Origin of the sequence: Microvirga terrae (assembly GCF_013307435.2) — a bacterium.
In the GTDB taxonomy this organism is placed as follows: domain Bacteria; phylum Pseudomonadota; class Alphaproteobacteria; order Rhizobiales; family Beijerinckiaceae; genus Microvirga; species Microvirga terrae.
This window is the reverse complement of the sequence record NZ_CP102846.1, coordinates 239,419-252,429: the sequence shown is the minus strand read 5'-3', so window position 1 is coordinate 252,429 and position 13,011 is coordinate 239,419. Positions and strand designations below refer to the sequence as shown.

11 protein-coding genes and 1 pseudogene are annotated in these 13,011 nt (G+C 56.4%); 11 read left to right on the top strand and 1 reads right to left on the bottom strand.

Annotated features, from left to right (window positions below):
• Positions 1-177 precede the first annotated feature (177 nt).
• The 3 genes from HPT29_RS25930 to HPT29_RS25920 all read left to right on the top strand — a co-directional run bounded on the left by HPT29_RS25930 (position 178) and on the right by HPT29_RS25920 (position 2,493).
• Positions 178-819, top strand: a complete 642-nt coding sequence (locus HPT29_RS25930) for an HD domain-containing protein (RefSeq protein WP_173945049.1) — start codon at positions 178-180, stop codon at positions 817-819.
• A gap of 220 nt (positions 820-1,039) precedes the next feature.
• The gene (locus tag HPT29_RS25925) at positions 1,040-1,504 is read left to right on the top strand and encodes a cupin domain-containing protein (protein WP_259061055.1); all 465 of its coding nucleotides are present in this window, start codon (positions 1,040-1,042) and stop codon (positions 1,502-1,504) included.
• 569 nt (positions 1,505-2,073) lie between these two features.
• The gene (locus HPT29_RS25920; protein WP_173945108.1) at positions 2,074-2,493 is read left to right on the top strand and encodes a serine/threonine-protein kinase; all 420 of its coding nucleotides are present in this window, start codon (positions 2,074-2,076) and stop codon (positions 2,491-2,493) included.
• A 480-nt stretch (positions 2,494-2,973) separates the two neighbouring features.
• Here the strand turns inward: HPT29_RS25920 and HPT29_RS28995 are convergent, their stop codons facing one another.
• Positions 2,974-3,159, bottom strand: coding sequence for a transglutaminase-like cysteine peptidase (locus HPT29_RS28995; RefSeq protein ID WP_432807337.1), 186 nt, complete (start codon positions 3,157-3,159; stop codon positions 2,974-2,976).
• On the opposite strand from HPT29_RS28995, the gene HPT29_RS25915 reads away from it, so the two are divergent.
• The 8 genes and pseudogenes from HPT29_RS25915 to HPT29_RS25880 all read left to right on the top strand — a co-directional run bounded on the left by HPT29_RS25915 (position 3,124) and on the right by HPT29_RS25880 (position 12,997).
• Positions 3,124-3,357 carry a hypothetical protein gene (locus tag HPT29_RS25915; RefSeq protein WP_173945107.1) on the top strand — a complete coding sequence of 78 codons (234 nt, stop codon included), beginning with the start codon at positions 3,124-3,126 and terminating at the stop codon, positions 3,355-3,357. The two genes, HPT29_RS28995 and HPT29_RS25915, sit on opposite strands and share 36 nt — an antisense overlap.
• Positions 3,358-5,087: 1,730 nt before the next feature.
• Positions 5,088-5,744, top strand: coding sequence for an HD domain-containing protein (locus HPT29_RS25910; RefSeq protein WP_173945110.1), 657 nt, complete (start codon positions 5,088-5,090; stop codon positions 5,742-5,744).
• A gap of 139 nt (positions 5,745-5,883) precedes the next feature.
• Complete coding sequence (locus tag HPT29_RS25905; RefSeq protein ID WP_173945111.1) at positions 5,884-7,071, top strand: MFS transporter; 1,188 nt, start codon at positions 5,884-5,886, stop codon at positions 7,069-7,071.
• 770 nt (positions 7,072-7,841) lie between these two features.
• Complete coding sequence (locus tag HPT29_RS25900) at positions 7,842-8,288, top strand: CBS domain-containing protein (RefSeq protein WP_173945113.1); 447 nt, start codon at positions 7,842-7,844, stop codon at positions 8,286-8,288.
• Between the two features lie 1,014 nt (positions 8,289-9,302).
• Positions 9,303-10,970, top strand: a complete 1,668-nt coding sequence (locus tag HPT29_RS25895; protein WP_173945114.1) for a sensor histidine kinase — start codon at positions 9,303-9,305, stop codon at positions 10,968-10,970.
• Positions 10,885-11,478: a response regulator gene (locus HPT29_RS25890; protein WP_432807332.1), complete on the top strand. Its 594-nt coding sequence runs from the start codon at positions 10,885-10,887 to the stop codon at positions 11,476-11,478. The genes HPT29_RS25895 and HPT29_RS25890 overlap by 86 nt, the downstream gene beginning before the upstream one ends.
• 175 nt (positions 11,479-11,653) lie before the next feature.
• A pseudogene (locus tag HPT29_RS25885) lies at positions 11,654-12,369 on the top strand (IS5 family transposase); the annotation flags it as partial.
• Positions 12,370-12,667: 298 nt separating this feature from the next.
• The gene (locus tag HPT29_RS25880) at positions 12,668-12,997 is read left to right on the top strand and encodes a hypothetical protein (protein ID WP_173944987.1); all 330 of its coding nucleotides are present in this window, start codon (positions 12,668-12,670) and stop codon (positions 12,995-12,997) included.
• Positions 12,998-13,011: the final 14 nt, after the last annotated feature.

Genomic DNA, 13,011 nt, shown 5'->3' with positions numbered 1-13,011 from the left:
TAAGTGAGCCAAGCCGTGTTGCTGGCTCAAGCTGAGATCACCGAAGATAGCACCCAGGTCACGCAACTGCACCGCTTCGAGACCGCAGTTGGTGTGGGCCGACTAGTAGCAACAGCATTGCGTTCGCCTATCAGTTCGTGACCTGGCGGAGGCTCGCCCGAACAAGGAATTCATCCAATGTATGATGTTGTCGCCGGTATCACTGTTCCGGACAGTACCATCGCACGCGCTGCCACCCAACTCGTCCGGGATACAGAGGACGACTTGCTTTACAATCATAGCCGTCGCGTTTTCTTTTGGGGCGCGCTCGCCGGTGAGCGCCGCGGCCTCAAATATGATCCCGAGTTGCTGTATCTGGGCGCGATGTTCCATGATATGGGGCTGACCAAAGCCTATTCGAGCCCTAACCTGCGCTTTGAGGTCGATGGCGCTAATGCGGCGCGGGAGTTCATGAAGGGCTACGGTGTTCCCGAGCGAGATATCGAGGATGTTTGGACCGCGATCGCACTTCACACGACGCCTGGCATCCCCGAACACATGCGTCCGACCATTGCGCTCGTAACTGCCGGTGTCGAGATGGATGTTCTCGGTGTTGGTTATCACGACTTTACGCATGAGCAGCGTGACCATGTATGCACGCACCATCCACGGGAAGCCAATTTCAAGGAAAGCATCATCGATCACTTCGCGGAAGGTGCCATAATGAAACCAGAGACCACGTTTGGCAATGTAAAAGCGGACGTGCTGGCGCTGAAAGATCCCAACTACAAGCGGATGAATTTCTGCTCAATTATACTTGGCTCCGCTTGGCCGAGCTAACGTCTACGTGGCAGAGATCACTCCTGGAACCTATCTTAAAGGCGAAGCCAGTGTGCAAAGGCAGCACCAAGGACTCTATCGCTGACCCCACGCGATGTGACCGGACGTAGATCGTTCGAGCCGCTCTCTCCAGTGGACGACAGTTCGAGCCTGACCTTCATCATGGCTACTGGCTCGCCTGTGATGTCTCTAACGCGAGGCCAAGACAATGAAAACTACGATGTTGAAACAAATCTTCGGTGCGATCGGCATCGCAATCACACTTGGGATTGCGGATGGGCGCGCATATGGGTCGGAGCAGAAGGCAACGAACACGGCTTCTCAGGAAGTTGAAGGGTCCACCCTGCATGAGACGGTGACACCTGTCTTCCAGCGCTTGATTCCCAACATCTCAGGACGACGCATGGTTGCCGTCGTGGTGACCTACCCACCGGGCGCGAAGTCGCCGGCTCATCGTCACGCCCCCTCAGCCTTCATTTACGCTTACGTGCTGTCAGGTTCCATTCGCAGCCAGATCAATGGAGGGGCGCCCAAAGTATATCAAGCTGGTGAAGGCTTCTATGAGGATCCGGGATCACATCACCGGGTCAGTGAGAACGCGAGCGCCAGTGAACCCTCCAGTATGCTGGCGGTCTTTATCGTCGACCCCAAAGAGAGTCCTCTGACAGTCCCGGAGCGTCAATAGACGTCGCCGCGGTTAAGCCCTTCTCGCAAGTAACTTAAACTGACAAGAGACAGCTGCGTCCAGAGATCCAGTTGGGACAAAGTCAAGCATCCATCATGGCTTGGTGTGTGCATAAGTTCGGCCCTAGAAGCAATTCAGCGCGAGCCGTTGGTGACCTACCTCCTGTCAGATGTCACAGACTGACGTGGTGACGAGACTGTTCCATACTTCAAGTGGATCACATCCTCCCGCATCCCCTCTGTACGTGATCCCAACTTTGCGTCCCGGCCGTGCTATGCGCCGGGGCGCTTTTTTGTATACTACTTGATCTTGTTCGGAGCGGGCAGCCCACTATCACACTCCGAGATGAGAGTAGAACCTCCTTCACAGAACTGATGTAGCACCATTATTGTGAGTTCGCGGGTCCCCATTGCACCAGCTCGAATAATGCAGCTTGCCAGCGGTCAGGATCCACCAAACGAAACTGACGATGCTGATCTCTAGCTCTGGCAGGGGCGCGGGGTTAAGCTGATGGTGGCTGATCTGTGACCAGACCAACCGAACACACCCAGCTTGGCAGAGGAGCCCTGGTGGACCCATCCTTTCAGGCCGGCGGCAAGGGAGTTCAGGACCTCCAGGTGCTGTGGGAGGACGGCGATCGCGCACTCTGCCGACGCCCGAGCCAAATCGATCAGACCACGGTGCTGGCGGTGGTGCCCGTCGCGGAGCACCCGTCCCCCGCCAGCGTTGATCGCCTCGCGCACGAGCTTGCCCTCAAGGACGAGCTCGACCCCACCTGGGCGCTGCGCCCACTTAAGCGCGAGCGCGAGCGTGGCCGGACCGTGCTGGTGCTGGAGGATTCCAGCGGCGAGCCGCTCGCCCGGATCCTCGGCGCTCCCCTGCCGGTGGCGCAGTTCCTGCCGCTGGCGATCGGCATCGCGGCAGCGCTCGGCCAGGTTCACCAGCGCGGCCTGATCCGCAAGCAGATCGTTACAAACAGAAAGGATTGAACTTCGCAACCGAGCAGGATCCAGAAGCCGTCCGCGTCGAATTCCGCCTCCCGCCTTTCTGCAGGAACGCGCACGGTGGAATGCTCGACCTTTGGCGAGTCAAGGTCACGTTTGACAACGCAGGCCCGCTCCGCATTGCGCACGCTGAACTCGATGGCTTGGCTCTAAAACCTCGGGATAGCACTTACCTTACCGCAAGGCCGGGCAGTGATGCCGGAGACTCTCAGGGCCGTCGGAATGTGCTGAAGAAGTGGCAGAGCCGCCAACAGTGGCAGGGCACTGGAGCACAGCAGACAGGAGCGTCGTAACCACCGGCAGAGGCCTTGAAGCCGAGATTGTCTAAGCCAAGCACGCAACATCGAGTCCTTTACGTGCGGAGGAGCTTGCCTCGGGATTGATGATGCACCAGCTGATCTATGCTTTAAGTTGATGGAGCGCCCGCTGCAGACATGATACTCAGCGGCTCAAAGGGGCGGCTGGTCAAGATGTCTCCAATAGGTTTGCCCAAGCGGGATCGTCTTGACCTTCGCGTTTGATAAACCAATAGCTCGTGTCACTCCAAGCCAGAACGGCCGGGGTCCTATTGTCGAAGACGAGATCGCTCAATGTGGTCCGCACGAGCAAGACCGCATGCCCCATACCGTCCTGATCGACAACCACCGCCATCCGCAGCGGGCGGCGCACCAGACCCTGCTCGATGAGGCGCTTGCGTTTTACAAGCTAGAAGTCCTCGCAGTCGCAGTAGCCGTCCTCGGAGAAGTCCCAGTGATCCTCGATGCCTCAATGCTCCATGTCAGTCATCGGCTTGATTGTGGCGTTGACCTGCTCCGTGACCTCTCGCAGCAGAGCCAGCCTTCGTCGTAAGCGGCACCTCGACCGGGTCGGAAAGATTAATGGCGCACTCGGAGGGTATCCTCCGGCAGAGGGCCTGCCAAGCATGAGGTGAATCGACCCGGCCAGTCATTTGGTCGGGGTTTGGGCCCTTTGACTGCCGGAAGGTCAGATCTGGTTGCATTACCGCCGCAGGCACCGGTTTTGGGATTTCGAATCTATCTGCGCGGGCCGGGCACAGCCGAGGTGTCATAATGCGGTGAGCCAGGAGAGTTGCCAGAGCGACGCTCCTCCGAATGCTGGCATGTCGCGGCCTGTTGACCACCGAGCTCAGGCTGAGTCGGTTGCACGTCCGCTTAGTCTCTGCTGCACTGGAGCGGTCCGTTGACCTGCCCCCATCGACTGGATGTAAGCCGCTATGGGCATCGCCAGCAACACCTGAGTCCCGGCCTTCAGGATGTGGCCCTCTATGGTGTCGCGGGGCCAAGGTTGTCCATCCTTACAAAGGGCTCCGTGAGGTGACCGCTCTGTGTTCGACATTCGGAGATGACGCGAGGTCTCGATCGGCCTGCAAGTCCGGATCGTCAGCATGGAGGAACTGCGCCGCGGCGCTGCGATCAAGCTCACGGAGAACCCAGCGCCTGGATCGACGTGACATTGACAACTTCATCTTGACCTCCTTTGAGCTGGGTTCGCACAGGTGCGGCATGAATTTGACAGCGAGAATAAGCCGGTAAGCGCCCGAGGCTCTACTATACGCAGGTTAGACGAGGCCGTATGTAGGTTGGTCTGAAGCCTGCCAACGGCTTGGCCCATCTATCCTTTGGTGTAATGATTAGGCATTCCGTTACTGCAGCGCAAAGTGCTGGACCCACGATCCGTCACCCATGGCTCTGTACGATTCTGTCGCGCATCCGGGATCGCGGAGCTTGCCCTCGGATCTTGGTACATGCTTTATCGGTAGACCAAGATCCACGCGGCCGTCGACCGGCGAGGCCTATGAGGCCGACCGCCATAGCGGGTCGCGATCCGGCGCCAAAGCTTGAGCTTAGCGAACAGGTTCGCAACCTTATGCCGTCGCCGATCAGCACCCTGTCATAGGCGATAGGCCCTTGTGGCTCCTAGTTGGCGGAATGCACGGCGTGATGTCCTTCTCGACAAGATTTGCCCGGGGCCAGTTGCTCTCGTTGCCTCGGTCGGCAATCAGGGTTGCGCACGCTAGCTGCGCTCCCACAAGGAACTGAGCGTCCTTATGGTCGCTCATCTTGGCCCTCCGACCACAGCAGATACTCCTGCCGCAGGTGCTCGATCACGTCAACCCGGTACGCGACCGCGCGATTGGCCACTTTCCTGGGACGGGAGGAGCGGTTTTCCACTGCACTTGGCTCCTCCCCCTGTAGCTGGCCAGCCACTTGCCAGCAGTCGGCTCGCTGATGCCGAAGCCTTGGGCCGCCTCTGGGGTTGGCTAGCCCTCCTTGATGATGAGGCGGATCATTTCCGCTCCGCCCAATCAGGTCGTACGGGCATTCTGGTGCGGGTTGTTCATTCCTCAGGTTCATGGGGTGGATCGTGTGGCAACGACCACCTTAAGGCCGCCACACGGGATGAATAGCCTCCTCAGATCTCACCGCTAGGCCGCCGCTCAGCCAGTCACGTAATCGATGTCCTGTTTTAATGCGCCGATGTCCATTTCCGCTATAAGATGCGCATAGAAGGAAAAGCAGTCTCTCTCTAAAGTCGGCCACACGAAATTGGGTACGCCGATGATCATCACAGATGGTATCAAGATCCCTGACAGCAAAATGGCACGCGAAGTCACTCAGATCGTCCGGCTCATGGAATCAGATCTGCTCTTCAATCATTCCACCCGAGCCTACTTTTGGGGCGCACTCGCCGGGCAGCGGAAGGGGCTGAAATACGACCCGGAACTGCTGTATACGGCCGCCATGTTCCACGACATTGGACTTACGCAAAGCTTTCGAGAGAGCCAGCTTCGCTTCGAAGTGGACGGGGCTAATGCCGCCCGTGACTTCCTGCAAAGCCACGGCATCGCTGAACGTGATATTGACAAGGTTTGGACAGCCATAGCTCTCCACACAACCCTCGGAATTCCTGAACATATGGATCCGGAGATCGCTCTACTGCAGGATGGCGTCGGAATGGATGTAGTCGGTCTTGGCTACGAGAAATACACAGATAATCAACGTGACACGGTAGTTGTTGCCTACCCACGTGGTAGAGACTTCGAGCACAGGATTATCGACGCATTCTATCAGGGACAGAAACATCGGCCTGCCAGTACCTATGGGACAGTCAACGAAGATGTTATTGCGTACAAAGATAAGAACTTTCACCACAGGAACTTCTGCAGCATGATCTCTGCCTCACTTTGCATGCACAGAGATCATCAAGACAGTTGAGAACAGGCGTTGGACGGCTCTACGCCTGTACTTGCGCCGCCGGCTTCTGACCTTCAGTCACGCGAGATCATCGAACTCTTCCGAGTTGGAAGGGCCCTAGAATTTCGCTGCATCTGTCGAACCTCCAAAAGGCCGCCATATGGACCGTCGCTTATTGGTGCTCGCACTAGGAATGTTTGCGATGGGGACCGACAACTTTGTCGTTGCCGGAATCCTACGTAGCGTTGCTGAGTCATTGCACACATCCATCAGTCTCGCCGGCCAGATGGTTACCGTCTATGCATTCTCGTTTGCCGTTATGGCGCCAGTGATGGCAGCCATAGCGGCTAGATTGCCAAGGAAGCTTCTCTTAGTATCGGCACTTGGGATTTTCGTCACTGGCAACGTGATCAGTGCACTTGCATTGAATCTGAATACGGTACTTGTCAGTCGCGCGCTCGCTGGTCTCGGTGCAGCCATGTTCGCTCCAACGGCACTCGGGGTCGCTACGTCGATCTCCGACCCTCAAAAGAGGGGACGTGCGCTGTCCACGGTAACGGCTGGTCTCGCCGGAGCGACTGCGTTGGGAGCACCAGTAGGGACGTTTATTGGTGGATTCGGAACTTGGAGAAGTACTCTCTGGTTCGTTGCGTTCTTAGGGTTCGCCTCAATGGTCGGTGTATGGACGATGCTTCAGTCGCCCCCTCAACCGGCGCCCGTCACAATACGTGAAAGGCTCGCTCCCCTCCGTGACGCGCGAGTTGCACTGACCTTACTCACTACGCTATTCGCCTTCGGCGGGTTCCTGATGGTTTATACATATGCAGGCCTCGTTCTCGATCGCGTCACGGACGGCGATCAAAGGTTGCTAGCGGGAATGTTGCTCTTCTGGGGAGTGGCCGGCATTGTCGGCAACATTGTGGCTGGGTACCTCGTGGATCGTTATGAGAGCCGCAGAATCATCAATATCGGCCTAGTCGTGGGTCTCATAAATTTTTGTATACTGCCGTGGGTGTCAGCCCATACGGTGACCGCCGCAATCGCACTGGTGACCTGGGGACTGTGCGGCTGGGGCCTGATTGTCCCCCAGCAGCACCGATTGGTTCATATTGCACCTCATGTTGCTCCATTGTTACTTGCCCTCAACAACACCGCCACGTACTTCGGACTTGCCTGCTCAGGAGTTCTCGGCGGTGTCGCAATCCTCATCATCGATCCCCACTATCTCAGTTTAGCCGGCGCCGGATTGATTGCATTCGCTCTGATCCTTGCCGAGGCTGCGCACTCCCGCATTATGCGCAAGAGCCACAAAGACGGCCCAGCCGCTAAGCTTGCTTCAGAATACTGAGGCGGGAGCCACGGGAGTACGCGGCCCGTCTCCTCACAGGAACTCAATTTCGCTCAGTAACCACGATAAACGGTTAGGGGCGTACCTTAATAATGCAAATAAAAACCGCCTCCTTAATAGATAAAAAACTTTGATGATCAATTACTATGGAGTTTCCTTATACGCACCCTGGTCAAAGTGTGGTCAGAGGTGGCAAGCACTCATATAAGGCGTTGCCTGCCAGCCCACTTTCAACACATCGAAGCAGCTGTCAGATCTCACAGCGTGACGCGCCGATGAGGCACGCCCATCTTTGTAAGCGGTGCTTTCTCCTGAGCGATGTCAGAGCAGCTGTCAGGCCCGAATTTCGCGGTTTAGACCAGCAGCAACGATGTCGTTGCTAGTAGCTCAGAAGGTATGAGGCCCGTTGCTATTCGGCCATCACTGGCTTCCTCCGCGAGGAAGGATCACATGATGTCGGCAGACAAGAACAACTCTCGTTCGTCGAAGCGGCAGGATCACACACCCACAAATCCGCATCCCGCTGAAGCCGAGGAGCGATTACCTGTGCTACCTGATGTGACAGAGCAGCTAGCACTCAGGGCACACCAAGAAGCAGTGCTCGATGAAGCGATCGAGGAGACGTTCCCTGCAAGCGACCCCATTTCGCCTATTTGGGTCAGGCAGACAAAGATCTAAGCTAGTTGCGGGTCAGTTCCAAAGCCTAAGCGACCCGGTAGCTGGCCTTTCCGGAAATCGTCAATGCAGCGCCGCGCCGGAGGGTAAGAGGCATGCGATTTGTTGAAGAGTTGCTACCCAAATCAACCGCGCGATTGAACACTATTGGCCAGCGTGCGCGTCTTGTTGAAGCGGCTGACCTCCTATCCGGCCTCGGGAAGCGCATGATTGTCATATGTGACGAAAGTGGGAGGATGGTCGGTGTGGTAACGCGAACAGACATAGTGCGCCAGTTTAGGTTGAGCTTCGAGCGCCCCGACGCTGCTACATGTGCGACAGCGATGACTGCTGACGTCGTATTCTGCTACCCTTCCGATCCTGTTTCGAGTGTCTGGGAGACGATGAAAGAGCTTGGCCTCAACAACGTACCGATCGTTGATGCTTCCCACCATCCGCTTGGCTTACTGGATGCTCGAGACGCGTTGGAGTTGCTCATGTCTGAATTCGAACTTGAGGAACAGATGATCATAGACTATGTAGCAGGATATGGTTATCACTGAGGATCAACGAGATCTACCAGAATTAATGCTCCTTGGTAGGCCGAGTTATTGATCGGGCGACCTCCCATTGCGCAGTTATTTCACCCGCACATCCATGCCCCACTATTGTTGTGAGATGGTGTTATCTCGTATTGGAACCAGCCCGGAAAACGGATCGGCGCAACTACACTCAGTGCCGGCATGCTGCATCACGGCGCTTTTAAGCGAATGCGTCATCGACGTAAGCTGGATCACGCACAGCTTCACCAGCGCTAGGCGGAGCGCAACTGCGATCCTGCCGGGCTATAATGCAGTCGCTCAAAAATGATCGGACTTACGGCTAACTCACTCCGCTAACACCCAGGTTCAGACAATTGGCGCACTGTTCGCTAATGCTAGGGCGATACAGGCAAGGCTCAGCATGATGATAAGACTGCGCTCGGCATGTGGGAAAGAATATCGGCTACGTTGATCCTGCCGCTTGTCGGCAACGAGAGTGCCGAAAGCGTTTCAGCTATCATTATTTTGACAAATGCAGAACTCCAGAAGATAGAAATAGCCTGGAGGTCTCGACGCTTTGTTGTGGCGATGAATACTGTACTCTATCAGTAGGGATTAGCATCCCAGACAAGGGGATTGGTGCAGATGCAACCTTTCTTGGCCTGGTTCACAAGACTGCATCGAAGGCACAGTGCGTCAAGTGAGCAACTGCCACATGGGTAAGAATTGCCGGAACTGCGTGCTGCGCGAACGCAGACGCGGGCGCTCCAGCATGCGTCAAGATTCGAGCGAGCCCGAACGCCGCCAACCCTAGTCCCGGCTACCACGGGATGCAGTGGAGAGACTAACATCCCGTTCTGCCGAGCAATCATCCTTTGCCGACGCCATATCTTGCGCCAGAACCTTAAGCGGAATGTGAATTCACAAGTCGCGAAGTAAGACTGTAAGATCTGACAGGATGTAACTGAGCGGCCATCCGGCTAGAATGGCTTAATGAGGTTGTCCCATGATGTAAGGACCCACGCAAAGCGGATCATGCATCAGACGCGCACCTTGTTCCTGCTATGCAGCTCTCTACCCTGCAAGCTTGCCTTTATAGCGGTCCTATTTTTGCTCGCTATCATTGCGGTGCGTAGCTTAAGCCTTGATCGGCTATCGTATATTCACGCAGTATCGGGTGCGGTTCAAAGCCACTGGTCGGGGTCGATCCGGACTATTGGTAGGGTCAGTCAAGGAATTACTACCGCCCGGGCAGAGGAAGCGGAGACGCTGCTCCAAAGAGACTCGCCCGCAGTCCTGACCAGCATCAGCAATCTGCAACGCACCCTTAGTACAATCGCCTCGGACATCGATCTATATCGGACGATACCGCACGATAGCGACGAAGCACGCACGTTTGATCGTTTCTCAAAGATCTGGTCTGATCATGTTCGAAGCGTCAAAGCCATTATAGCATTGGTTCAGAGTGGACAGAGAGACGAAGCCACTACCGTCTTTGAGACGGACGCAAAGGCAAGCTTTCAAGCAGCAGAAGATGCTCTCCGCAGCCTGGTCGATCTTACCGAGACGAAGTCCAACGCAGCTCGTATCGCCGCAGGTGAAGCGATGCGAAGAGCGCAACGCTTTGTATCCGATCTAATCCTCTCTATGCTCACCATGTTTATCGCTCTAACAAGCTATCTTTGGTATTCCTTCTCGCGACCGCTTTTCAGCCTTGCGCAGTCTATGCGCCTCCTTGCGTCCAACGATACAGGATTCTCAATTCTATTTGGAGGCCGACGAGATGAAATTGGAGATGTCGCCCGATCACTCGAAATCTTCCGTCGAAACACCATCGAGCTTCTGGAGTCCCGCAAGAGTCTCGTCAACCAGGCCAATGTTCTGGCGGATTCGCTTGAAAGAGAGAGAGCACTGGCGGCCGAGCAGCGAAATTTCATCAGAACGGTATCGCACGAACTCCGTACTCCGCTGACTAGCATTGATGGTAACGCACAGCGACTGCTTGCCACGAAGGCTCAAGCTAACCCAAGCCAGATTGCCGAGCGCGCACACAGGATTAGAGCAGCGGTTTTCCAGATTATAAGTCTCGTAGCCAGCTTCACCGGTGCAATGGAGATGGCTGACGGACAGATGCACCCTCGCGTACGCCCTTTCGACCTCCAACGTATGTTGCGCGATCTCCAAGGATACTACCGCGAGATTGGGATGGGCGACATCCGCGAAGAGGGGATTGGCGATATTCCTGGCACAGTCACCGGCGACCCCGAGCTTCTCTATTACGCGTTCAGCAACTTGGTCTCAAACGCATTCAAGTACTCCCGGGACAGCAGCATTGTTAAACTAGAGGTAAAAGTCGTTGGGGCGTGCGTTGAAGTTACGATCGAGGATCAGGGTTTGGGCATACCACCGGAGGAGATTGACCGAGTGCGTGAGCGCTTCTTCCGCGGCAGCAATGTCGGCTCTCGTCCGGGCACGGGAGTAGGGTTGTACCTAGTTGATATCATTATCCGCCAACACGGAGGCAGCCTTCGGATCGAGAGTCAGATCGGGAAGGGGACCCGAATGACGGTGTCTCTGCCGATTGACTGTGCCGGCGCATTAACTTTGGAGGATGCAAGTGAGCAGGATCTTGTGTATAGAGGACGACGACGAGACTGCGAACCTCCTGGCGGAAGCACTGAGCGAACTCGGCTACACGGTTGATCGTGCGCAGGATGGCGAGCAGGGTCTTTCCGCAATTTTATCAACACGGCCGGACTTGGTGGTTTGTGATGTACGCATGCCGCGCATGAATGGATTTGAGGTGTTGGAGCGGGTAGCGGCAGCTGGATCTACCTTCGCCGAGATCCCATTTGTTTTCCTGTCCGCTCTTGGGGACCGGGACAGTGAGTTGATCGGGCGCAAACTCGGCGCGGACGACTACCTAACCAAACCCGTCGACTTCGAGATTCTCGGCGCTGTAATCGACAACAGGCTTCGGCGTCGACATGATCGCTTCGGGCTAGCCTCCGACATTCATCTAACTGATCGCGAGCGGGAGATCTTGGCCTGGGTTGGACGCGGCAAAACCTCGTCGGAGATCGCGATCATCCTTGGGATCCGCGAGAGAACGGTCAATTTTCATTGCGACCAAGCCATTAAGCGGCTCAACGTCATGAACCGGACGCAGGCTGTTGCCAAGGCTGTTGACCGTAACCTGATCACTTTATGAGCAAGGACTGTATACGCCCACCGGGCACGCTTTGTCGTCCGCTGAGGCGATCCCGATCATCCGCGAGATTACGGGCACGCATACGATTGCGTGAATGCGAAGCAGACTTGGCATTGCTTTTCGGCAAGGACACTAAGAGCGCCTAACAAAACTGGCGTGAGTGCGTTGGTTTAGCATGGCCAAACCTCTTGTCTCAAAAGCCCTGTGGGCGGCCATTGAGCCGCTCCTGCCGCCGGAGCCAGCCAAGCCCAGAGGTGGAAGACCACGGGTCGATAACCGAGCGGCCCTGGCTGGCATCCTCTTTGTCCTGCGCTCCGGCATCCCGTGGGAGATGCTGCCTTCTGAGATCGGCTGCTCGGGCATGACGTGCTGGCGCCGATTGCGTGACTGGCATGCTGCCGGCGTGTGGACGCGCCTGCATCGCACCCTGCTCGAGCGCCTAGCCGATGCCGATAAGCTCGACTGGAGCAGGGCCGCGCTCGACTCCTCGTCCATCGCAGCTAAAAAGGGGGCGCTGCCACCGGCCCGAACCCGACGGATCGCGGCAAACCGGGCACGAAGCGCCATGTTGTGGTCGACCGGGAGGGCACGCCACTCGGCTTGAGCCTGAGTGGGGCTAACCGGCACGACAGCCTGATGCTCGCCCCCACGCTTGATGCCGTGCCGCCGGTGCGCCATGGGCGTGGTCGTCCCAGGTGCAGGCCTGACAAACTGCATGCCGACAAAGCCTATGATCATCGCCGCTGCCGCTCCGAGTGCCGCCAGCGCTCCATCACGCCTCGGATTGCCCGCCGCGGTGTGGACGTCAGCGAACGATTGGGACGCTACCGGTGGGTAGTGGAGCGCACACTGGCGTGGCTCAACCGCTTCTGGCGGCTTACCATTCGCTATGAGCGTCGCGAGGACATCCATCTCGCCTTCACCACGCTTGGATGTGCTCTCATCTGCTTCAACCAATGCAGACGGTTTTGTTAGGCGCTCTAAGTCCTTCGCCGGAGACGTCTTCTGAGAGACGTGAAATTGTTGCCAGTTGTTGCCATTTCGATACGCATATACTTGGCTGTCAGATCTTACAGGCTGACATACGACTGAGTAAGAACCATCTCCGCGGATATCTAGTCGATCAACAGTTTGAGAGCACCGTCGTAGTAGGTAGGTAAGGCGAATGTCCCAATATGGTAGGAAAACCGTGGATCGCTGGCATCGCGCTAAGAACGATAACGAATGGATCGAGCGCGAACTCATCCGGGCATATATGAAGCTGGAGCTCATGGCACCGGATGACAACGACTGTCGGGCCGTAGCAGTAGGGCAATTTGGTAGGATTGAGGTCCGACTCATGGATTTACCTCGCAACCGCAGAACTCCGTCGGTACCACCTTTGTGGCTCGAAGTCTTTTCGTGTTACGATGGAGGTCCTATTGACAGTTATGGATGCTTTGTCCTTGGTGAGAAGGAACTCGCTGCAGCAGTTGAAATGATCAGCGACGCGCAGCGGTATGCCGAGAGTGATTTTTGAACGGACTATCCATC

Coding starts and splice junctions, on each gene's coding strand:
- HPT29_RS25930 (WP_173945049.1), top strand. CDS start 178: ATGTATGATGTTGTCGCCGGTATCACTGTTCCGGACAGTACCATCGCA.
- HPT29_RS25925 (WP_259061055.1), top strand. CDS start 1,040: ATGTTGAAACAAATCTTCGGTGCGATCGGCATCGCAATCACACTTGGG.
- HPT29_RS25915 (WP_173945107.1), top strand. CDS start 3,124: ATGCCCCATACCGTCCTGATCGACAACCACCGCCATCCGCAGCGGGCG.
- HPT29_RS28995 (WP_432807337.1), bottom strand. CDS start 3,159: ATGGCGGTGGTTGTCGATCAGGACGGTATGGGGCATGCGGTCTTGCTC.
- HPT29_RS25910 (WP_173945110.1), top strand. CDS start 5,088: ATGATCATCACAGATGGTATCAAGATCCCTGACAGCAAAATGGCACGC.
- HPT29_RS25905 (WP_173945111.1), top strand. CDS start 5,884: ATGGACCGTCGCTTATTGGTGCTCGCACTAGGAATGTTTGCGATGGGG.
- HPT29_RS25900 (WP_173945113.1), top strand. CDS start 7,842: ATGCGATTTGTTGAAGAGTTGCTACCCAAATCAACCGCGCGATTGAAC.
- HPT29_RS25895 (WP_173945114.1), top strand. CDS start 9,303: ATGCATCAGACGCGCACCTTGTTCCTGCTATGCAGCTCTCTACCCTGC.